The sequence below is a fragment of the Phytohabitans sp. LZ39 genome, assembly GCF_059359075.1.
Genome location: NZ_JCADBM010000003.1, coordinates 353,441 through 375,185, shown reverse-complemented (window position 1 = coordinate 375,185; position 21,745 = coordinate 353,441). Strand labels below are relative to the sequence as shown.

Here is a 21,745-nt window from a genome sequence, read left to right as displayed (position 1 = left end):
TGCCAGCCTACCGAGGCGGATACGACCGCACCCTCACTGATACGGGTGACCCGGAAGGGGCCGTCGGTGTGCTCAGGCGGTGACAGCGATGTGGACGGTCCAGCGCACCGACGGTGACGGGCAGGGTGTCGGCAGGTGGTTGCACGGGTCGTCCGTGAAGGTGGACACGTCGGTCTGTCCCGGTGCCATCGCGACGTAGCGGGCCAGGAGCGGCTGGCCGGTGGGATAGCCACCGGCGACGTCGCGCCGTGCGACGACCCCGCTGGCGCTCAGGGTCGGTGGCAGGTAGGCGCTGGGCAGGCTCACCACGAGCGTGTCGCCGACGCGCAGCCGCACGGTGCTCTGATTGTCGACTGTGGAGACGGTGACGGTCTGACCGGTGGATGGCACGTCGACGACATTGACGTGCAGTGTCCACAGTGTGGTGGGGAGCGCGCACGGCGGCGAGGTGTGCAGGCAGGCGTAGTCGGTTTGTGTCGTGATGTCGACAGAGCCAGCCGCCACGGCGCGGTAGGACGCGGCGAGCGGTTGCCCGGTGGGATAGCCGCCGCTCGTGGAGAGCCGGGTGAGGGCGGGGCCGCTGACCGTTGGCGGGAGGAAGTCGGCTCCCAGGGCCACGCCGAGCGTCTGCCCGACGAGCAAGGTCACGGTGCGCTGGTTGTCGGCCTGCGTGACCGCGACGTCGACCCCGCTGGGTGGCGTGGTGGTGGGCGGCGTCACCGTGTCGTTGCCGCAGCTCGGGGCGGGAGCCGGTGCGACGCCGGACAGCTGCGCCCCGAAGGTGGTCGACGCCGCGGGGGCGAGGACCCCGTTGTGCCCGGCGTTGACCGCCGTCACGGTGGTGCCGGTCGTGGTGAGGGTGGCGTTCCACGCCGACAGGACCCGCTGGCCCGCGCCGAGGGTCCACGCCACGTTCCATCTCGTCGCGGTCGTCGCCGAGGTGTTGGTGACGGTGAGGCTGACGATCTGCCCGCCGGTCGCCCCGGTGCCCCATTGGGCGTCGACGCGCGCGGTGGCCCGGCATCCGCCTTCGCCGGGCAGGGACGCCGCCGCGCCGGCCGACGTCATCGCGGCCGCGACGAGCAGGCCGGCCGCCGCGACGATGCCGCACACGGCCAGGGTCGACCGCCTCGATACACCCATGACAACGCACCTTCCACACCGGGACCGATACGGTAAGCGTCCACGTCGAGATAGTCGACTGTCAATGTTTTTGCCCGGCGGGGGCGGCTGTGCGCCGGCTGGCGGGCTCGCGGTCACGGATTCATGCCTCCGCGTCAGCTCCCTGACACTCCGGCGGCCGCCACACGGGGACACTGGTTGGAGTGGTCGCGCGGGACTCGGAGGGCAGAGCGGTGAAAGCTGAACCCCCCGATCTCCTCGACCGGATCCTCGGTTACCCGATCGCCGCCGGCGCGGTGGCCGCCGCCGTGTGGGCCGTCGTTCTGCTCTGCACGGGCGAGTGGAAGGCCGCCATAGCGGACGCGTTCGTCGCGGCCTACCTGGGGAGGGCGATTCCCCGCATCGCTCCGGACGTTCGGGATTTGCTGACGATGGGACGGCGCCGCCGCCGGCCGAAGCCTGGCTGACCACGTCGGGCCGTTGTTGACGGCTGTCGTTACCGTTCCGCCTGATGACGTGGTTGTCGGGTAGAGCGGCAGCGGTGACCGCCGTGCTGGCCCTGGTCGGGGCCGGCGGGTGTGCGGCCGGGCGGCCGGCCGCCGTCGAGCCGTCAGCGGCGGCGGCGCAGGCTCCCCGGCCGGCCGGGGTTCAGGATCCGGCCTCGCCGCCGCCCTCCGAGGAGCCGGCGGAGCGATGCGACCCTCGGGCCAGCCTGCGCCCCGCCGCCGGCGGCGGCTCCACGGTCGCGAAGATCCGGGCCCGTGGCCGCCTTGTCGCGGGTGTCAGCCAGAACGCGTACCAGATGGGCTTCCGTGACCCGACCACCGGGGAGCTGGCCGGCTTCGAGATCGACCTGGTCCGCGAGATCGCCCTCGACCTGCTCGGCAGCCGCGACAAGGTCCGGTTCGTGGCGCTGGGTGCCGCCGACCGGGTCCCCAGCCTCGCCGACGGCTCCGTCGACCTCGTCGCCCGCACGATGACCATGACCTGCCGTGACTGGCGGCAGGTGGCGTTCTCCACCGAGTACTTCAGCGCGGCCCAGCGCCTGCTCGTGCCGCGCGGCGCCGGCATCGCCACGATGGACGACCTCGTCGGGCGGAAGGTCTGCGCCGCGGCCGGCAGCACCTCCATACGCAACATCGCCGGGTACCCCGGAGTCGTCCCCGTCGCGACGACCGAGGTCATCGACTGCCTGGTGCTGCTCCAGCAGTACCAGATCGCCGCGGTGTCCACATCGGACGTCCTGCTCGCCGGCCTCGCCGCCCAGGACCCCACCACGGTCGTGGTGGGCCCGTCTCTGGCCGTCCAGCCGTACGGCGTCGCCACCGCACCGGCCGCCACCGACCTGGTCCGGGCGGTCAACCGGGTGCTGGAGCGGATCCGCCAGGACGGCACCTGGCAGGCCATGCACCGGCGCTGGCTGTCCGGCCTCGGACCCGCCCCGCCACCGCCGGCGCCCCGCTACCGCGACTGACCGGCGCCACCGCACCACGCCGGCCGTCGCGCTAGAGACCTTTCGGGGCCAGGATCGCCGCTCGCCGTGGCGTTGCTTCAGGCATATTTTGCCCATGTCCGCGTCAGCCGCGGACCGTATGCTCCCGCGGGCACCGCTCCCGGCCGGCGGCTCGCCAGGGCGAGCCGAGTTCCCCGGCCGTCCACGCCCCGCCGGTGGCGCGCAGGGGTGAGCGTGACCAGCGGCGGATGGGTGAGGCCGCGGGAGCAGCGGTCTGGACCACGACGGACGCCGCGGTAGCTCAAATCTCTGTCTAAATAGGGGTTGACGCCACCCGACTCCGAAGCTATCTAGCTCACACCTTTGTGTTCGCCATGGGTTTGGCGGCCGCGGAGGCCGCGGTGACCACCATGACGGCGAGGCCGAGCGCGACGACCGCGGCGCCTACGTACAGCGGTGCGGTGTAGCCGAGGCCGGCGGTGATGGCGAGGCCGCCGAGCCAGGCGCCCAGGGCGTTGCCGACGTTGGAGGCCGATACGTTGGCGCTGGCGGCGAGCGGGGCGCCGCCGGCGGCGTCCGTGACGCGGGTGATCATGCCGGGGACGCTCGCGAAGCCGAAGACGCCCATCAGGAATATCAGGACCACCGACGCGACCCGGCTGCCGGCCAGCAGCCCGAACGCCGCGAGCGTGGCGGCAAGTCCGGCCAGCGACACGATCAGCGTGCGATCGCGGTCACGGTCGGCCGCCCTCCCACCGGCGACGTTGCCGATCACCAGGCCGGTGCCGTACACGACGAGCAGCCAGGCGACGTCGGCGCTGGAGAAGCCGGTGACCTCGGTGAAGGTGTACGCGATGTAGCTGAACGCGCCGAACATGCCGCCGTAGCCGAGCGCGGTCGCGGCGAGGGTGAGCCAGACCTGCCCGGAGCGGAAGGCGCGCAGCTGGCGGCGAAGCCCGGCCGGCCGGTGCGCCTCGTTGACCGCGCCCGCCCAGGCCGGCACCCACACCGCGATGGCGGCCACGGCCAGCACGCCGATCCCGGTGATCGCCCAGAAGGTGGCGCGCCAACCCCAGCGTTCGCCGACCAGGGCGCCGAACGGCACGCCCAGCACGTTGGCGACCGTCAGCCCGGCGAACATCACGGCGACCGCGCGTGAGGCCCGCTCCGGCGGCACCATGCGGCGGGCGACGAGCGAGCCGATGCCGAAGAACGAGCCGTGGCACAACGCGGCGACGATCCGGCCGAACAGCGCCACGACGTAGTTGGGCGCGACGGCGGAGAGCAGGTTGCCGAGCACGAACAACGCCACCAACCCGACGAGGACGGCCTTGCGGTGCAAGCGGGTGGTGGCGGCGGTCAGCAGGATCGCTCCGACCGCGACGCTGAGGGCGTATCCCGAGATGAGCCACCCGGCCGCGGCCTCCGAGACGCCCAGGTCGCCGCTCACCTGTGGCAGCAGGCCCGCGATGACGAACTCGGTCAGCCCGATCCCGAAGCTGCCCAGCGCGAGCGCGACCAACCCGGCCGGCATCCGCCGCGCCTCCCCGTCCTGTTGGATGTCCATCCGACGATCTTGGCCGATCAGCCTCGACCTGGTCACCTCGACCCGGTTACGGGAGGCTTGGGTCGGCGCAGCAGGCGCTCGACACCTTGCTCGCCGCGATGCCGAGCCGGGCTGACCGCGGACCGGGCGTCCCGGTAACGCCGCTCGTCAGCCCTTGATGGCGCCGCTCGTCAGGCCGCGGACGAACTGCCGCTGGAACGCCAGGAACGCCAGCACCGACGGCAGCAGCGCGAGCATGGCGGCGGCGAGCAGCACGCCGATGCCCACCTCCTCGTCGGAACGCAGCGTCCGCAACGCGATGGGCAGCGTGTACTGCGACGGCTCGGTCGCGACGATCAGGGGGAGCAGGTACTGGTCCCAGATCATCGTGAAGCCGAAGACGCCGATGACGCCGAGCGCCGGGCGGCACAGCGGCAGGACCACCGAGAAGAACGTGCGCAGCTCGCCCGCACCATCGATGCGCGCCGCCTCCTCGAGCTCCACCGGCACCTCCTTCATGAACTCGGTCATCACGAGGATGGAGAAGCCCCACGCGGCGACCGGCAGGATCATGCCGGCGTACGAGCCGATGAGGTTGAGGTGGAAGGGCGGCAGGTCGGCCAGCACGACCGAGAGCGGGATCGCGATGACCTCCTCCGGCAGCATCATCGTCGCCAGGATCAGCAGCATCACCACGGCCGCGCCGCGCATCCGCTTGCGGGCCAGGGCGTAGGCGGCGAAGACGCTCACGGCTATCTGGAGCAGCAGGCCGAGGCCCACGACCACGAGCGAGTTGAACAGGTACCGGTACACGCCGCGCTGCTCGGCGCGTACGAAGTTGTCCACTGTGAACCCGCCCTCGGGCACGAGCGAGAACTTGGTCGGGTCGACCACCCGGCTGAACGCCCCGATGAGCAGGGCCACCAGCGGGCCGGCGAACACCATCACCATGGCGCCGAACAGCACCACCTTGCCGACCGTCGCGAGTGGACCGCGGCGGGCGTCCAGGCCCAGCACGCTGTCGTACCGCTGGCTCATGTCTCTCCTCTGCGTCGCATGAGGCGGACGGCGACGGTAAGCGCGGCCGTGGCCAGGAAGAGCACGACCGACCCGGCGGCGGCGACGCCGAGCTCGCCGCGCTGGAGGCCGAGCTTGTAGATGAGGGTCATCAGCACCTCGGTCGAGCCGTTGGGCGCGCCGTTGGTGAGCAGGAAGACCTCGGTGAAGACGCGCAGCCCGCGGATCGCGGCGAGCGTGAAGAGGATCGCGAACACCGGCCGCAGCGCCGGCACGGTCACGTGGCGGAAGCGCCGCCACGTCGAGGCGCCGTCGACCGCGGCCGACTCGTACAGCGTGCGGTCCACGCCCGCCAGGCCGGCCAGGAAGATCATCATGTCGTACGGCGCGCCGCGCCAGATGCCGACGGCCATGATGGAGGCCAGGGACGTGTCCTCGTCGGCGAGGTACGGCTGGGGGCCGACGCCGATCCAGCCGATGAGGCTGTTGAGCGGTCCGTCGGCCGCCGGGTGGTACATGATGCGCCACACCTCGGCGATGACCGCCATGGTGGTGACCACCGGCAGAAACGCGGCGGTGCGGACCAGCCACAGATGCCGGGCCGTGCCCTCGACGAGCAGCGCGAGCAGCAGTCCTAAGAGGAGGGAACCGGCGGTGGTGCCGGCCGCCAGCAGGACCGTGTGCCAGATGGCGCTGGTGAACGCGTCGTCCGAGACGATGGTGGTGTAGTTGTCGCCGCCCACCCACCGGTCGCCGAGGTAGGTGCGCACCTCGAAGAAGCTCATCCGCACGCCCTGTGCCATGGGGATGAACTTGAAGTACAGGAAGAGGATCAGGGCGGGTGCGAGAAACAGCCACGGCACGGCGGCGCTGCCGTGGCGGCGGCGCCGCCGGCGGGCCGTGGGCGGATGCGGCGCGGGCGGTCCGCCCTTGTCGACCTCGGTAGGTGTGGTCACCGCCATCCGGTGTCCTCCTTCCAAACGCTCGGTCAGGGACCCGCGAACGGCGCCCACCACGCCGCGCGCGGACCCCCGACCGGCCGGATCAGGCGGCCTGGACGTCCTGTTTGGACAACTCCGCACCGAGCTGCCCGGCGAGACGGTCCATCGACTGCCTGACGTCGGAGGCGCAGTCGGCCATCACGGCGTTGAGCCCGTCGGCCGCGACCTGGCGGAACGGCGCCCAGTTGGGCACGTTCGGCGTGTAGACGCCGGCGGTGTCGTACGCCTTCTGGAAGACGCCCCAGCGCTCGTCCTTGCGGACGGTGGCCATGTCCACTGTGGTGTTCGCCGGCAGGCGGACGATGGCGCCGGGGTTGTCGGCGTTCATGCCGATCGTCTGGCCCTCGACGGAGGCGGCGAACTCGGCGAACTTGACCTGTCCCGCCTCGTTGTCCGAGCCGGCCATCAGGTACACGTTCTCACCCTCGGCGAGCGTGCCCGGCCCGCCGGACGGACCCTTGGGCACCTCGATCGCCTCGATCTTCTCGGTGCCCATGCTCTTCACGAACCGGGCCAGCACGTACGGGCCGACCAGGTAGATGCCGGCCTGGCCCTTCTCGAAGACCTCGTGCGAGCTGGTGGTGTTGAGGTTGACCGCGCCGGGGTTGACCGTCTTGCGGGTGCAGAACTGCTCCTTGAGCCAGGTCGCGGCCTCCACCGACTTGGCGTTGTTGATGGCCGGTCGCCACTTGCCCTCGCCGGCCGCTTCGACGAAGTCGCCACCGTTGGCCCACAGGTACGAGGAGAAGTACCAGGACATGTAGCCGCGCTGGGTGGTGCCGGGCACGACGAAGCCGTACGTGTCCTTCTTGCCGTTGCCGTCGGGGTCGCGCTCGGTGAAGGCGGTGCCGAGGTCGGCCAGCTCGGCCCAGGTCTTCGGCGCCGGAAGCTTCAGCTTCGCCCGCCAGTCGGCCCGGACCAGCAGCGCGAACGACTGGGCCGAGAACGGCATCGCATAGTACTTGCCGTCGGCGGCCTGTGCGGCCTTCCACGCCCGGTCGGCGAGCTTGTCGCCGCCGCCGATGGTGCCCCGGTCGACCTCGCGCAGCCAGCCCTGCTGCTGCATGTTGCCCAGCTGGGCGGTGTCGTTGATGACGATGTCGGGGAGCTGGCGCTGGGCCGCCTGCTGCTGGAGCTTGGTCTCGAAGTCGTCGAAGATGGCCACCACCTTCGACGGGATCTTGGTGGACGCGGTGAACGCCTCGGCGAGGCGCTGCGCGGTCTTCTCCGAGTCGGAGCCGGGCGCCTGGCGGATCCAGATCTCGATCGGCGCGTCCGGGTCCTGTGCGGACGACTCTCCGGTGGACGAGCAGCCGGCGAGGGCGACCGCGAGCGCGGCGACGACGGCGATCGGGAAGCGACGTGGCATGTGCCCTCCTACCCCGTACACATATGTGGAAGGCTGTCGCCCTGCCGGCGGCAGTCCACGTGAACGTATCGATTACGATCCCTGACGTCAACCAGGCGGCAACTGATTAGAGATCCCATCTATTGCCGAGCCTTCCGTAGATGAGGACCTATATGTAGGCTCCCGTAACGGACCAGCTTCCTTACTAATCCGATCTCTGTCGCACCGGGCAACGGTAGCGAGCGTGGACGCCATCCGCCTGATCTCGACCGCCTGGACGTGACCATGGCCGCCCAGGGCGTCGCCCGGCTCCGTGGCCCGCATCGATGTCGGTGCGGGTCACGGAGGCAGAATCATAATCTTCCATCTTTTAATGGGATTTGTTAACCTCGATCTGTTAGTCAGCTTTCCTAACTATAGGAGAATCATGAAACGACGCAAGGCCGCCGCACTCGTCGCCTCGGTGGCGCTGATCGTCGTCGCGCCGGTGAGCGCCGCGCAGGCGGCACCGAGCCGGTACGAGGCGGAAAGCGCGCCGGCACAGTGTGACGGCACCATCGACTCCAACCACGCCGGCTTCTCGGGCAGCGGCTTCTGCAACGCCGCCAACGCGGTCGGCGGGTTCGCGCAGTTCACCGTGAGCGCGCCCAACGCGGGCACGGCGACCATCCAGATCCGGTACGCGAACGGCACGACGGCGGACCGCGGCGCCGACGTCCTCGTCAACGGCACGGTGGTGCAGGGCGCGTCGTCGTTTCCGTCGACCGGGGCGTGGAGCACCTGGGCCACCAAGACCGTGACGGCCCAGGTCAGCTCGGGCGGCAACACCATCCGGATCCAGGGCACGACGGCCAACGGACCGCCAAACCTCGACTACGTCGACTTCGAAGTCGCCCCGCCCCAGCAGTTCACCGAGTACCAGGCGGAGAGCTGCACGATCAACCAGGGCGTCGTCGAGTCCAACCACGCCGGCTTCACCGGCACCGGCTTCGTCAACGGCGACAACGTGTCCGGCAGCGGCATCACGTGCACGGTCGGCAATCCGGGCACGGCCGGCTCGTACGGCGTCGAGGTGCGCTACGCCAACGGCACGGCGGCGGTGCGCCCGATGACCCTGACCGTCAACGGCAGCACCGCGGCGACCATCCAGTTCGAAGGCACGGGCGCCTGGACGACCTGGGGCACCCAGACCGTCAACGTCAACCTCGCCAGCGGCGGCAACACGATCGCCCTCGCGTCGACCACCGCCGGCGGCGGGCCCAACCTGGACCGCCTGCGGGTGGCCGCCCCGGTCGACACGCAGCGGCCGACGGCTCCCGGCCAGCCGACGTGCAGCGGGATAGGTGAGTCCGAAATGGACCTGGCCTGGCCGGCGTCGAGCGACGACACCGGCGTCGTCGCCTACGACATCTTCAACCTGGGCACGCAGATCGCCACCGCCCCGTCGCCGCCCGCGCCGCCGTTCCACCTGACCGGGCTCCAGCCCAACTTCCAGTACCAGATCTCGGTCTTCGCCCGCGACGCCGCCGGCAACGTCTCGGACACCAGCCCCGAGGTGCTGTGCAAGACCCTGGCGATCGACGACCCGACACCGCCGACCGCGCCGACCAACCTCACCTCCGCCACGGTCACCCAGACCTCCGTGAACCTGACCTGGGGAGCCGCCACCGACAACCGTGCCGTCACGGGGTACGAGGTGGTCGACGCCAGCGGCACCGTCATCCACACGGTGAGCGGCACGGCGACCAGCACCACGGTCACCGGCCTCACCTGCGACACGGCGTACACCCTGCGGGTCCGGGCCAGAGACGCGGCCGGCAACCGCTCCAACCCGAGCAACGCGGTGACGTTCACGACCGGCGCGTGCAGCCGCGGCACCCCGCAGTCACCCACGACTGTCGGACCGTCCAACTGGGACATTCCGTGGGACATCTCCTGGTATCCCGACGGCTCCGCCGCCCTGGTGACCGAGCGGGACACGTTCCGCGTCTTCAAGCTCACGCCGACCGGCACCAGGACCCAGGTCGGCACCGTGCCCAACAGCGTCACCACCGACGGCGAGGGCGGCCTCATGGGCGTGGCTCTGTCGCCGACCTGGAACGGCACCACCGACCAGGACGTCTTCTTCATGCACACCGCCAACGACGGCGGCACCACGGCCAACCGCGTCGTGCGGATGGCGTTCAACGGCAGTACCCTGTCCAGCCGCGCGGTGCTCGACCTGGGCGGCACGATCCGCAGCAACCGCTATCACAACGGCGGCCGGATCAAGTTCGGACCGGACGGGTTCCTCTACGTCACCACCGGCGAGGCGCAGCAGCCCAGCCTCGCCCAGGACCGCAACTCGCTCAACGGCAAGATCCTGCGGATCACCAAGACCGGTGCGGCGGCGCCGGGCAACCCGTTCGGCACCCGCGTCTACTCGTACGGCCACCGCAACCCGCAGGGTCTCGCCTGGGACTCCGCCGGGCGGCTGTGGTCGTCGGAGCTCGGCAACAGCAGCGCCGACGAGCTCAACCTGATCCTGTCCGGCCGCAACTACGGCTGGCCCGACTGCGAGGGCAGCTGCGGCACCGCCGGGATGGAGAACCCCAAGAAGACGTGGGGCGTCGCGCAGGCCTCGCCGAGCGGCATCGCGATCGTCAACGACACCGTGTACATGGCGGCGCTGCGCGGCCAGCGGCTGTGGCGTGTCGAGCTCAACGGCACCAGCGCCGGGACCACCTCGGCCTACTTCGTGAGCACCTACGGCCGCCTACGCGCGGTCGAGAAGGTGCCCGGCGCGAACGCGATCTGGTTTGGCACCACCAACGAGGACAACAACGGCGACGGCAGCCCCGACGCCATCCGCCGTTCCAACATCCAATAAGGAGAGTGGTCCGTGAACGGGAAGAGAGGTGCGGCCCTGCTGGGTGCAGCCCTGCTGCTGGCCGTAGCTGTACAGTCCGCGGCGTACGCCGCGCCGACGCGCTACGAGGCGGAAAGCGCTCCGGCACAGTGCGGCGGCACGATCGACGCCAACCACGCCGGGTTTTCCGGCAGCGGGTTCTGCAACGCGACCAACGCGGTCGGAGCGTTCGCCCAGTTCACTGTGGACGCGGCGAGCGCCGGCACCGCGACGATCGGCATCCGGTACGCGAACGGCACGACGGCCAACCGGCCGGCGGACATCAGCGTGAACGGGTCGGTGGTGCAGTCGGCCAGCGCGTTCAACGGCACCGGCGCCTGGACGGCGTGGGCCACCAAGACGTTGACGGCCAACCTGACCGCGGGCACCAACACGATCCGCGTCGCGGCGACGACGGCGAACGGCCCGGCGAACATCGACTACGTCGACGTGGACGCCGGCACCCCGCCCAGCGGCGGCACCCCGGTGGCGGTCAACGGCCAGCTGCACGTGTGCGGCGTCAACCTGTGCAACCAGTACAACCGGCCGATCCAGCTGCGCGGCATGTCTTCGCACGGGCTCCAGTGGTACTACCAGTGCCTGAACGGCGCCTCGCTGGACGCGCTCGCCAACGACTGGAAGGCGGACGTGCTGCGCATCTCCATGTACATCCAGGAGGACGGGTACGAGACCAACCCGCGGCTCTTCACCGACCGCGTGCACAACCTCATCGAGATGGCGACCGCACGCGGCATGTACGCCATTGTGGACTGGCACATGCTGGACCCCGGTGACCCCCACTTCAACCTCGCGCGGGCGAAGACGTTCTTCACCGAGATCGCCAGCCGGCACAACAGCAAGACCAACGTCATCTACGAGGTCGCGAACGAGCCCAACGGCGTCTCGTGGTCGACCATCCGCAACTACCACCACCAGATCATCCCGGTGATCCGGGCGCAGGACCCCGACGCGGTCGTCCTGCTCGGCACGAGGGCGTGGTCGTCGCTGGGCGTGTCGGACGGCGCCAGCGAGACCGAGGTCGTCAACAACCCGGTCAACGCCACCAACATCATGTACACGTTCCACTTCTACGCGGCCTCGCACGGCAGCTCCTACCTGAACACGCTGTCCCGCGCCGCCGACCGGATCCCCATGTTCGTCACCGAGTTCGGCACGCAGACCGCGTCCGGCGACGGCGGCAACAACTTCACCCAGTCGCAGGCGTACCTCGACCTGATGGCCCAGAAGAAGATCAGCTGGGTCAACTGGAACTTCTCCGACGACGGACGGTCCGGCGCCGTCTTCACCGCGGGCACCTGCCCCAACGGCACGTTTACCGGCACCAGCCGGCTCAAGCCCGCCGGCGCCTGGGTACGCGACCGCGTCCGCACCCCGGACAACTTCCCGACCAGCTAGAGACCTTTCACCGCACGAAAGAGCGGGCCGCGCGACGAGCGCGGCCCGCTCCCGTATCCCGGCGGGAGCCTATTGACAAAAAATTCTTTTACGTAAAGGATGGTTTTCGCCATGAGAGATGTCGTCTACCTCGACCAGATCCAGCAGGCTGAGGCCCTGCTCAAGCCGCAGCGGATCGAGGTGCTGCGGCAGCTCGCCGAGCCCCGGTCGTGCACCGAGGTGGCGGTCGAGCTCGACCAGACGCCGCAGCGGGTCTACTACCACGTAAAACGCCTGCTGGAGGCCAGCCTCGTGCGGCAGGTGGCCGAGCGTCGGGTGCGCGGGATCCACGAGGGGATCTATCAGGCGGCCGGCCGGTCCTACTGGCTGTCCCCGGGCCTGGTGGGCCGGATCGGGCTGCGCCAGTCGCGCGACCGGCTCAGTCTGGGCTACCTGGTCGACCTGATGGAGGACGTCCAGGCGGAGGTCGCCGCGCTCGACCTCACTCGGCCGGACCTGCCGTCGATCGGCGTTTCCGGAGACATCCGGGTGCGCCCGGAGCAGCGCAAGGCGTTTCTCGACGAGCTCCAGCGGACGCTCCAGGACCTGTTCACCCGCTACGGCGGTGCCGAGGGCGACGCGTTTCGCCTGGCCGTCGCCTGCTATCCGAAGGGAGATCCCGATGACCGAGCCTGATCTGCGCCTGCGCGCGGTCGTTCCGGCCCCGCCGAAGGTCGTGTACGAGGCGCTGACCGACCCGGCCGCGCTGCGTGTGTGGCTGGCCGAGCACGCCGAGGTCGACCTGCCCGGCATGTACCAGTTCTGGGGCCGCTACACGCCCGACGGGGCTGAGCCGCACCAGCGCGTGCTGCACGTCGACGAGCGCACCCTCCGGTTCGCCTGGACCGTCGAGGGTGTTGAGTCCACAGTCGAGTTCGAGCTGGCCGCGGACGAGGGCGGCACGCTGGTGACGCTGAGCCAGAGCGACCTGCCGACCTTCGCGGAGGTGCTGGCCGACAAGGCCGGTGCCCGTGGCGCGCTCCAGACGTTCTGGTCACTGGCGATCGCCAACCTGGCCGACTATCTGGCCGGCCGTGCGCTGACGCCCAAGTGCGACTTCACGTCGAGCGACTTGCGTGCTTCCGTGGTGATCGACGCGCCGCCGGACGCGGTGTTCGAGTCGATGGTCCAGCCCGAGCAGTTCCGCCGCTGGTTCGGCGCCAATGTGGACATCGAGCCATACGTGGGCGGCCGCTTCGCGATGGGTGGGTTCGACCTGGATCCGGGCGGAGCCAGGTTCGTCGAGTTCGAGCCGGACCGCAAGGCGACGCTGCGGTTCGCCGACGGCATGACCGACAGCTGGGAGCTGGAAGGCTCGGACGGCAAGACCCGACTCACCGTGGTGGAGAGCGGGTTCGACCCCACCAACCCGCCGTACGCGGGCTGGACCGGCTGGCTGGCCGGCCTCGCCGCGCTGCGGCGCTACCACGAGCTCCCGCGGTGGCGCTCGATCTGGCGCCAGATCGAGCTGGCCGGTCTGCCCCCGGAGATGTTCAGCGTCGACACGTGAGCTCGTCACGGCTAGCGGCGGAGCTGTTCGAACGACCGCTCATCTTTCCGGCGGTTGGACGAGGACGCGTACGTCCCAGGGGTCGAGGTCGAGTGCCGTGCCGGCGGGGACGGCGGGGACGTCGGTGCCGTCGAGGACGTCGGACAGGTGCGCCGGAGCCGTCGCGCGGCCGGCCCCCAGCTCCAGTTGTGTACGAAGTGGACGCGCTGGCCGTCCGGGGATGTCGCGGTCGTGGCGGTGACCGAGCGCGCCGTGTCACGCCATCCGCTGACCGGTGCGGCTGCCAGCCACCTCGCCAACGCCTGGGCCAGGGCGTGGCCGGGCACCGTGCCGACGTACGTGACCCGGCCCTCGCCGCGGCGGCGGGTGGTGACCGCCGGCCAGCGACCGAAGTGCGGGTGGTCGTACTGGACGAGCACGTCGGCGTCGACGACGGTGAGGGCGTCCGCCCAGCGGGTGGCGGTCGCGCCCTCCGGCAGGCGCAAAGGGCCGCCGGGCACCGCGCGCACAGGGTTTGCCAGCCGATGAAGCCGGTAACCTGGCTGGCCTGAAACTCGCGCCACGCCACGCCCGGCCTTAGCGCCGGCGCAGGTGGACGAGCGTGCTCGCGTGGTCGCCGCGGGGCAGGTCGAGGTCGAGGCCGTGGGCCAGCAGCAGGCCGCCGGGGTAGGGGCGCTCGCCGGCCTCGTACGTCGCGTCCGGGTCGAGGCCGCGCAGCCGCACCGGCAACTCGGGCCGGCCGATCCGGCCCCGAACCCGCCAGGCCAGCACCACGCTCTCGCCGCCCAGGACGTACTGCACCACGACGGTCTGCGCGTCGGGCGGCGTCAGGCGGTACAGCTCGCCGTGCGCGATCACGTGACGGACCCGCTTGTACTCCGCGATGAGCGCGCGGGCCTCGTCGCGTTCGGCCGGCGACCACTCGCGCAGGTTTCCGCTCACGCCGAGCGCGCCGGCCATGGCCACGTGAAACCGGAACCGAAGCGGCGTGGCGCGGCCGTTGATCGGGTTGGGACTCTCGCTCGCCCACGCGCCCATCGCCGCGGCCGGGTACACCTGGCTGTAGCCGGACTGGATGGCGATGCGGTCGACCGGGTCGGTGTTGTCCGACGTCCACACCTGGTCGGTGCGGCGCAGGATGCCGAAGTCGACCCGGCCGCCGCCGCTGGCGCAGCTCTCGATGCGCAGGTGCGGAAAGCGGGCCCGCAGCCGGTCGACGACGTCGTACACGTTACGGGTGTGCGCGGCGGTCGACGGCGGACCCGGCTCGGTGAACGGCCGGTTCATGTCCCACTTCAGGAAGTCGATCGCGTTGTCGGTCAGCAGCCGGGACAGCCACTCGTACGCCCATTCGGCCACATCGGACCGTCCGAAGTCGAGGGTCAGCTGGTGGCGCACCTCGGTGCGCCGCCGGTGCGGCTGGTGCACGACCCAGTCCGGGTGCGCGCGGTAGAGGTCGGAGTCGGGGTTGACCATCTCCGGCTCGACCCACAGCCCGAAGCGCATCCCCAGCCGGTGCACCTCCTTGACGAGCGGGCCGAGGCCGGACGGGAACCGGTCCGGGTTGGGCGACCAGTCGCCCAACCCGGCGCGGTCGGACAGGCGCGCGCCGAACCAGCCGTCGTCCATCACGTACAGCTCGACACCGAGGTCGGCCGCGATCCGCGCGGTCTCGATCTGGCCGGCCTCGTCGACGTCGAACCAGGTGCCCTCCCACGAGTTGTAGAGCACCGGCCGCTCCTCGGTCGGCGCGGGCAGCACATGCCGCCGGGCGTAGGCGTGCCACTGGTGGCTGGCGCCGCCGAACCCGCCGCCGGTGTACAGGCCGAGCGTCATCGGGGTGTCCAGCCGCTCGCCCGGCCCCAGGGTCCGCGGCGGAGCGGTGTCGTGGTCGGGTCCGGCGAGGACCGAGACGTGGTCGCCGTAGCCGCGCGACGCGGTCAACGTGAACCCGCCGCTGTACGCGAGCGCGACCGTCCACACCTCGCCGTGCTCCTCGGTCGCGTCACCCGGGTCGACCATCAGCCACGGGTTGGTCTGGTGCCGGTGGGTGCCGCGCCGGGAGGTCACGGTGGATTCGCCGTGCGGCAGCGGCACGCGCGACAGCTGAAACTCCGCGCCCCACTCGCCGGCGACGCGGCTCAACCGGTAGCCGGCCCGCCTCGGCAACGTCCACGCGCCCGACTGGAGCGCCTCGACGGTCACCGGCGCGTCGCCGCGGTTGAGTAGCACCGCCCACCGCTCGACGACGTCGCAGTCGCCGTGCACGCGGTAGTGGAGCTCGAGCGCGACCGGATAGTGGTCGTCGACGAGCGTGATCGTGAGGCCCGGGCCGTCGGACGAGTGCGACTCGTACCGCCAGGACACCGAACGCGCCCCGTCGCCGAAGTCGACCACCAGCGCGGGCGGCCCGAAGCGCAGCCCGCCCTCACCCGGAAACTCCTCGCCGAGCACCTCGCCGTCACCGCCGTCGGGCCGCAGCGGTATCGAGGCCGCCGCGCCGATGCCGAGCGGCGCGCCCCAGTGCACCTGCCGTACGGATCCGTCCACGACCCGTACCGCGTAGCTGGTGCGCGGCGTGCTCAGCAGGAACGTCCGGCTGTCGGGGTCAAACTCCACAGTCATTCCGCCAAGTCTGCTTCATCGGTGATCGGAAAGCGGGCCGGGTGCGTGCGCACCCGGCCCGACGTGTCGGTCCTCGGTCAACTGGCGGTGCAGGACAGCGCGGGCGCGCCGTTGCTGCCGGTCCAGCTGCCGATGAACCCGAAGGTGGCGCTGGCCCCGGCGCCGAGTGCGCCGTTGTAGCTCACGTTGCGGGCCGTCACCTGCGAGCCGCTGGCGGTGACGGTCGCGTTCCAGGCCTGGTTGACGCTCTGGCCGTTGGCGAACGTCCAGGTCACCGTCCAGCCTCTGATGGCCGAGCCGCCGGCCGTCACGCGCACGTCGCCCTGGAACCCGCCGGGCCACTGGCCGACGATCGCGTACGTCGCCGCGCAGGCCCCGGAGCCGGGCGGCGGCGTCGTGACCGGCGGCGTGGTGACGGGCGGCGTGGTCACCGGCGGTGTCGTGACCGGGGGAGTGGTGGTCGGGTTGCCGCCGCCGAAGATGGTGGCCTCGCGGGAGGTCGCCTTGATGCCGTTGGCGCCGTTGAAGATGCGCTCACCCCACGTGGTCAGCTGGGCCGGGTTGAAGTTCGTCGCCATGTCCAGGATCGGGTCGGTGTTGCCGCTCCACGACCAGGCGAGGTAGCCGAGCCCGCGGGCCTGCGCCTCGGACAGGATCGTGTCGTGGTCGACCTCACCGGAGTTGAACCGCCAGCCGAACTCGCCGATCACCAGCGGCCAGCCGTTGGCCTGGAACCGGTTGAGGTAGTCCACGATGGACGCCGCGGTGTTGAACACCGCGTACATGTGGATGGACAGCACGGTGTTGCGCTGGCTGTCGGCGTTGAGGATCGTCTGCGCGTTGTCCCGCATGACACGACCGGCGTGCCGCGCTCGACCACCCGCAGCAGCTCCCGCGGGTCGGGCTCGAGCGGCGAGATGATGATGCCGCGCACCGCCTGCGTTTGCAGCAGGTCGAGCAGCTGCTTCTCCTTCGCCGCGCGAAGGTCGGTGCTGCACGTGAGCAGCAGGCAGCCCGCTTCGGCGAGCTTGTCTTCGGCGCCCCTGTTGACCTCGGCGTAGAACGGGTTGGCGAGGTCGAGGGTGATGCTGCCGACGATCGGGCTGGGCAGGCCGCGCAGCTGGCGGGCCGGCCCGTGCGGCACGTAGCCGACGCCGTCGATCGCCTCCTCCACCCGCCGGCGGGTCTCCGGCGCGACGATCGAGGGCCGGCTCAGCACGTTGGCGACGGTGGAGACCGAAACACCCGCCGCCCGCGCGACCTCCCGCATGCTCCTGCGACCCACGGGCGCCCCGTCCGCCACCGCTGTCCCTCCAGCCGTCTTTCGCGCACCTTATCCGACCCGCGCGAGCACAGCGCCCGCCGAGTTCCCCGACCTCCGGCCCGACTGGCGTGGTTCGGGCGGTCAGCCGCCTAGGGGGCCCGGGACGCGTCGTCCTCCAGCGCGGCAAGGGCCGCGCGCACCTGATCGGCCTCCGGCGTGCCAAGGTCCGCGTAGAGGTCGAGCGCGTGGCCGCAGCGCTGGCCGCCTCAGGCCCTGATCCTGCGCCAGCGGCGCAGGATCACGACGGTGGCGACGGCGAGCGCCGAGATCAGTGCGACCAGCGGTATCGCGAGCATCGGCCACGGCGAGCGGACGTACTCCGTGACGGTCACGACCGCGCGGTGGGGTTCGTCGGTCGCGGAGCGGGTGATGCGGATGTCCTCAGTGATCTGCGCCGGCGAGAAGTCGCCGTCGTAGCGGGTCAGGAATCGTGGGCCGGTCAACGCCGCGGACAGTGTGGGGTAGTGCGGGTCCGGCTTCACCTGGCCAGCGAACGTCAGGTCGGGTGTGCTGCCCGCGGGTGCTGGATTACTGATGTCCATCCGGTGGTCGGCCAGCACGTACAGGCGCAGCGGCTGCCTGTGCTCAGCGGTGGCCGACAGCCGCATCGGGTAGACCGGCGTGTCGGTCTCGAATGCCAGGCGCATCGGCGGGAGGCCGGCGGAGAGGCTGCCGGACGTGGGGGCCAGGCGCACCGCGACGACGAGCCAGCCCTCCGCCAGGTACGGCACGAGCGCGGCACCGAGGGCGGTGGGCAAGGTGAAGTCGTTGCCGGCAAGCCATCGCGTGACGGCGGTGGCGTCGGTGCCGGAGAGTTGGGCGACCTCGTAAGGCCCGATCTCGACGTGGTCGACCACGGTCGCGCCACCACCGGACTGCGGCGCCCCACCGGCGCCGTCCCCGTCCGCCGTCACGCGCCGGACCTTGACCGCCGGGCGGCTGATCCGGTCGAGCTCGGTGAACAGTTCTCCGTCGGCCACCTCGAAGCGGGCGCGGGCGGGGACCGGCATCAGGAACGCCGCCTGGGTCGCCGTGGACCGCGCCTGTACCGAGAGCGTGATCGACTCGGTGCGGCCGGCCAACTCGACCAGTGCGGTTTCCCGCTGCGCCCGCAACGTGTCGTTGGCGACGAAGGCCCCGCAGGCACAGGCGCCGGATATCGCGGGATTGAGCCCCACCATCGTGAGGGCGAGAGCCACCACCGCGGCGATGCGAACCGTCATACGGCCAAATGTCATGGACCGTCGGACGCGGCCGGCCTGGGCCCGGGTTCCACCGGCCGGCCCGGCCGTCGTGCTGCCGACAGTCCGCGGCGGCCCGTCGACCCGGCGCATACCCTGTGCGGCTCGGCCCGGCGCGGCCTCGCCGGCCGAGCAGCCGCCCGTGTTCATTGGGTCGGCCGGTCTAACGCTCCGGCGAGCAGTCGCAGCAGGTCGGCGAGGCGCTCGCTGTCCTCGTACCCGATGGGGAGCTCGTCCCAGGCGGCACGGATGGCGCGCGAGATGCGGTCGTGGGTGGTGCGGCCACGCGGGGCGAGATAGGCGCGGATGCGCCGGCGGTCGATCGGGTCGATGCGGCGGTACACGAGGTTTTCGTCGACGAGGTGGTCGACGAGCTTGGTGAGCGAGCCCGGCGGCAGGAACGCGCGCTCGGAGATCTCGGTCATCGGGTGGCCGGCGCCGTCGGCCAGGATGGCGAGCACGCGCCACTCGTCGGGGGTGCGACCGAGCCGGTCGAGGACGTCGCGCAGCCGCTTGGCCAGGAGCCGCTCGGCGCGGGTCACCAGCAGGGCGAGCTCCTCGGGCGCGAGCGCCCGGGTGTGCGCGGGGGGCACCGGCATCGGCTCATGCTACAGATCGGCCGCAGCTCCCGGCAGGCTCTGGCTTCGCGGGCGGGTGCCGGGAATCATGCGGGCATGTCGATTGTCGACCGCGCGGCGGTCAACGTCGCGCTGGTCTACCCGATGTGCGGGCCGGCCGGCATCTTCGGGCCGACCTGCGAGATGTGCGCCCGGCTGGCCGCCGAGGAGGTCAACGAGGCGGGCGGGGTACTCGGCCGCGAGCTGCGGCTGTGGCCGGTCGACGGCGGTGCGCCGCCCGAGCGGGTGGCGGCCGAGGTCGAGGCGCTCGTCCACATGGGAGCGGTCGACGGGGTCACCGGCTGGCACATCTCGTCGGTGCGGCAGGCGCTCGCGCCGCGGATCGCCCACCTGGTGCCGTACGTGTACACCGCGCTGTACGAGGGCGGCGAGCGCACCGAGGGCGTCTTCATGACCAGCGAGACGCCCGCCGACCAGCTCTTTCCGGCGATGCGGCTGCTCGCGCGGGAGCGCTCGGTCCGCCGGTGGTACGTGGTGGGCAACGACTACGTCTGGCCGCGCCGCACCGCCCGCCAGGCCCGGCGTTACGCGGTCGGCTGCGGCGGGCGGGTGGTCGGCGAGACGTACCTGCCGCTGGGCACCCACGACTACCGCGACGTGCTGCGCCGCGTCGAGCAGACCGGCGCGGACGCGGTGGTGATGCTGCTGGTGGGCAGCGACGCGGTCCGGTTCAACCGCGCGTTCGCCCGGTCCAATTTGGACGCCCGCTGCCTGCGCCTGTCCACGCTCATGGACGAAAACATGCTGCTGGCCAGCGGGGCGCGGGCGACCGCCGGCCTCTACAGCACGGCTGGGTTCTTCGCCGGGCTGGTGACGCGGGAAAACCTCGACTTCCACGGGCGGTACGCCCGGCGCTTCGGTGTGGAGGCGCCACCGCTGGGCAGCCTGGGGGAGTCCTGCTACGAGGGGGTGCGGCTGCTGGCCGCGCTCATCGGGCGGGCCGGCACGCTCGACGTGCGGGCGATCGGGGCGAGCGCCGAGTCGGTGTCGTACGAAGGCCCGCGCGGCCGGCTGTGGATGCGCGACCGCCACCTGCGGCAGCGGATCTACCTGGCGGAGGCGGACGCGCTCGACTTCACGGTGGTCGCCGAGCTCACCTCTTGACACTGTGGACGCCCGTCGTGATACTTCCTGTGGGAAGTAACCGCGATTTGTAATTGCCCGTGCCAAGGCCTGAGAGGCCTTAGCGCGGGCTTTTTGTCGTGCAGGGAAAGTGCTTTTTCGGAAACATCTTCTTAAGGGCCGGGAAATGTCACCGCAATGAACCTCGCAGACGCTGACTGCCATTCCGGGCCCCGGTGTCGTGGCGCCGAATCCCCTGGTGTGGAGGTTCCGATGTTCGATATTCGTGGGCGCTGGAAAGCAGCCCTTTTGCCGCTCGCCGCGGTGGTCGCGTTGAGCGCTTGTGGCAGCAAGACCGGTGAGAACGAGACGACGAGCGGCGCGGTCGCCGACACGTCCGGCGACACCGTCAAGGTCGGCCTGCTCAACTCGCTGTCCGGCACGATGGCGATCAGCGAGGTCACCGTGCGCGACTCCATCAAGCTCGCGGTGGAGGAGATCAACGCCGCCGGCGGCGTGCTCGGCAAGAAGATCGAGCCGATCAGCGAGGACGGTGCCTCGGACTGGCCCACGTTCGCCGAGAAGGCCGAGAAGCTCATCCGGGAGGACAAGGTCGCCGCCGTCTTCGGCTGCTGGACCTCGGCCAGCCGCAAGGCGGTCAAGCCGGTCTTCGAGGAGAACAAGTCGCTGCTTTTCTACCCGGTGCAGTACGAAGGGCTGGAGCAGTCGCCGTACATCTTCTACACCGGCGCCACCACCAACCAGCAGATCGTGCCCGGCCTCGACTACCTCAAGTCGCAGGGCAAGACGTCGGTCTACCTGGTCGGCAGCGACTACGTCTTCCCGCGTACCGCGAACAAGATCATAAAGGCCTATGCGCAGGCGAACGGGATGACCGTGCTCGGTGAAGACTACGCACCGCTCGGCTCGACCGAGTTCGGCACGATCGTCAACAAGGTCAAGGCGTCGAAGGCGTCGGCGGTCTTCAATACGTTGAACGGCGACAGCAATGTGGCCTTCTTCAAGGAGTACAAGTCGGCCGGGCTCACCGCCGCCTCGATGCCGGTGGTGTCCGTGTCGATCGCCGAGGAAGAGGTCAAGAGCATCGGCACGCAGTACCTCGACGGCCAGCTCACCGCCTGGAACTACTACCAGACCACGCCCGGCGCGGCCAACGACAAGTTCGTGAAGGCCTACAAGGCGAAGTACGGGCAGGACAAGCCGACCAGCGACCCGATGGAGGCCGCGTACGTGTCGGTCTACTTGTGGAAGGCGATGGTCGAGAAGGCCGGCGGGTTCGAGGTCGACAAGGTCAAGGCCGCGTCCGACGGCGTCACCTTCGAGGCGCCCGAAGGGCTGGTCACGATCGACGGCGCGACGCAACACATCTACAAGACCGCGCGCATCGGCAAGGTCGGTTCCGACGGCCTGATCACCGAGGTGTGGAACTCCGGCGAACCCGTCAAGCCCGACCCGTACCTCAAGGGCTACCCGTGGGCCACGGGCCTGAGCTGAC

19 protein-coding genes are annotated in these 21,745 nt (G+C 70.7%); 8 read left to right on the top strand and 11 right to left on the bottom strand.

The features are described from left to right. Positions 1–72: 72 nt before the first annotated feature. On the bottom strand, positions 73–1,143 hold the full coding sequence (locus AC5L36_RS08160; RefSeq protein ID WP_441216979.1) for a cellulose binding domain-containing protein: 1,071 nt from the start codon (positions 1,141–1,143) through the stop codon (positions 73–75). A 212-nt stretch (positions 1,144–1,355) separates the two neighbouring features. Here AC5L36_RS08160 and AC5L36_RS08155 point away from each other — a divergent pair, with 212 nt between their 5' ends. Next, positions 1,356–1,589, top strand: a complete 234-nt coding sequence (locus AC5L36_RS08155) for a hypothetical protein (protein ID WP_441216978.1) — start codon at positions 1,356–1,358, stop codon at positions 1,587–1,589. Positions 1,590–1,633: 44 nt separating this feature from the next. After that, positions 1,634–2,596, top strand: a complete 963-nt coding sequence (locus AC5L36_RS08150; protein ID WP_441216977.1) for a glutamate ABC transporter substrate-binding protein — start codon at positions 1,634–1,636, stop codon at positions 2,594–2,596. 334 nt (positions 2,597–2,930) lie between these two features. Here the strand turns inward: AC5L36_RS08150 and AC5L36_RS08145 are convergent, their stop codons facing one another. The 4 genes from AC5L36_RS08145 to AC5L36_RS08130 all read right to left on the bottom strand — a co-directional run bounded on the left by AC5L36_RS08145 (position 2,931) and on the right by AC5L36_RS08130 (position 7,508). Further along, positions 2,931–4,142, bottom strand: a complete 1,212-nt coding sequence (locus AC5L36_RS08145) for an MFS transporter (protein ID WP_441216976.1) — start codon at positions 4,140–4,142, stop codon at positions 2,931–2,933. A 147-nt stretch (positions 4,143–4,289) separates the two neighbouring features. Beyond that, entirely contained in the window at positions 4,290–5,159 is an 870-nt protein-coding gene (locus AC5L36_RS08140) for a carbohydrate ABC transporter permease (protein ID WP_441216975.1), read from the bottom strand. Further along, positions 5,156–6,100, bottom strand: a complete 945-nt coding sequence (locus AC5L36_RS08135; RefSeq protein ID WP_441216974.1) for a carbohydrate ABC transporter permease — start codon at positions 6,098–6,100, stop codon at positions 5,156–5,158. The genes AC5L36_RS08140 and AC5L36_RS08135 overlap by 4 nt, the downstream gene beginning before the upstream one ends. A gap of 82 nt (positions 6,101–6,182) precedes the next feature. Then, the gene (locus tag AC5L36_RS08130) at positions 6,183–7,508 is read right to left on the bottom strand and encodes a sugar ABC transporter substrate-binding protein (protein WP_441216973.1); all 1,326 of its coding nucleotides are present in this window, start codon (positions 7,506–7,508) and stop codon (positions 6,183–6,185) included. 406 nt (positions 7,509–7,914) lie between these two features. Between AC5L36_RS08130 and AC5L36_RS08125 the strand changes: the two genes are divergently transcribed. The 4 genes from AC5L36_RS08125 (at position 7,915) to AC5L36_RS08110 (ending at position 13,339) form a co-directional block, all read left to right on the top strand. Further along, positions 7,915–10,356 carry a PQQ-dependent sugar dehydrogenase gene (locus tag AC5L36_RS08125; protein ID WP_441216972.1) on the top strand — a complete coding sequence of 814 codons (2,442 nt, stop codon included), beginning with the start codon at positions 7,915–7,917 and terminating at the stop codon, positions 10,354–10,356. A gap of 12 nt (positions 10,357–10,368) precedes the next feature. Continuing rightward, positions 10,369–11,790: a cellulase family glycosylhydrolase gene (locus AC5L36_RS08120; protein WP_441216971.1), complete on the top strand. Its 1,422-nt coding sequence runs from the start codon at positions 10,369–10,371 to the stop codon at positions 11,788–11,790. Positions 11,791–11,901: 111 nt separating this feature from the next. Then, positions 11,902–12,465, top strand: coding sequence for a helix-turn-helix domain-containing protein (locus AC5L36_RS08115; RefSeq protein WP_441216970.1), 564 nt, complete (start codon positions 11,902–11,904; stop codon positions 12,463–12,465). Then, positions 12,452–13,339, top strand: a complete 888-nt coding sequence (locus AC5L36_RS08110; RefSeq protein WP_441216969.1) for an SRPBCC family protein — start codon at positions 12,452–12,454, stop codon at positions 13,337–13,339. The genes AC5L36_RS08115 and AC5L36_RS08110 overlap by 14 nt, the downstream gene beginning before the upstream one ends. An 11-nt stretch (positions 13,340–13,350) precedes the next feature. Here AC5L36_RS08110 and AC5L36_RS08105 read toward each other — a convergent pair whose 3' ends face one another. The 6 genes from AC5L36_RS08105 to AC5L36_RS08080 all read right to left on the bottom strand — a co-directional run bounded on the left by AC5L36_RS08105 (position 13,351) and on the right by AC5L36_RS08080 (position 19,128). Continuing rightward, positions 13,351–13,848: a beta-galactosidase trimerization domain-containing protein gene (locus AC5L36_RS08105; RefSeq protein ID WP_441216968.1), complete on the bottom strand. Its 498-nt coding sequence runs from the start codon at positions 13,846–13,848 to the stop codon at positions 13,351–13,353. Positions 13,849–13,915: 67 nt separating this feature from the next. Next, entirely contained in the window at positions 13,916–15,964 is a 2,049-nt protein-coding gene (locus tag AC5L36_RS08100; protein WP_441216967.1) for an alpha-galactosidase, read from the bottom strand. Between the two features lie 77 nt (positions 15,965–16,041). After that, positions 16,042–16,749: a cellulose binding domain-containing protein gene (locus AC5L36_RS08095; protein WP_441217165.1), complete on the bottom strand. Its 708-nt coding sequence runs from the start codon at positions 16,747–16,749 to the stop codon at positions 16,042–16,044. Then, on the bottom strand, positions 16,671–17,234 hold the full coding sequence (locus AC5L36_RS08090; protein ID WP_441216966.1) for a LacI family DNA-binding transcriptional regulator: 564 nt from the start codon (positions 17,232–17,234) through the stop codon (positions 16,671–16,673). Before AC5L36_RS08090 ends, AC5L36_RS08095 begins: the two co-directional genes overlap by 79 nt. Before the next feature lie 260 nt (positions 17,235–17,494). Then, positions 17,495–18,511 (bottom strand): DUF2330 domain-containing protein, encoded by a 1,017-nt coding sequence (locus tag AC5L36_RS08085; RefSeq protein WP_441216965.1) that lies wholly within the window; start codon positions 18,509–18,511, stop codon positions 17,495–17,497. A 164-nt stretch (positions 18,512–18,675) separates the two neighbouring features. Beyond that, positions 18,676–19,128 carry a MarR family winged helix-turn-helix transcriptional regulator gene (locus tag AC5L36_RS08080; protein WP_441216964.1) on the bottom strand — a complete coding sequence of 151 codons (453 nt, stop codon included), beginning with the start codon at positions 19,126–19,128 and terminating at the stop codon, positions 18,676–18,678. Positions 19,129–19,203: 75 nt separating this feature from the next. On the opposite strand from AC5L36_RS08080, the gene AC5L36_RS08075 reads away from it, so the two are divergent. Continuing rightward, positions 19,204–20,271: a substrate-binding domain-containing protein gene (locus tag AC5L36_RS08075; protein ID WP_441216963.1), complete on the top strand. Its 1,068-nt coding sequence runs from the start codon at positions 19,204–19,206 to the stop codon at positions 20,269–20,271. A gap of 231 nt (positions 20,272–20,502) precedes the next feature. Then, positions 20,503–21,744, top strand: coding sequence for an urea ABC transporter substrate-binding protein (gene urtA / locus AC5L36_RS08070; RefSeq protein ID WP_441216962.1), 1,242 nt, complete (start codon positions 20,503–20,505; stop codon positions 21,742–21,744). The last annotated feature ends 1 nt before the right edge of the window (position 21,745 follow it).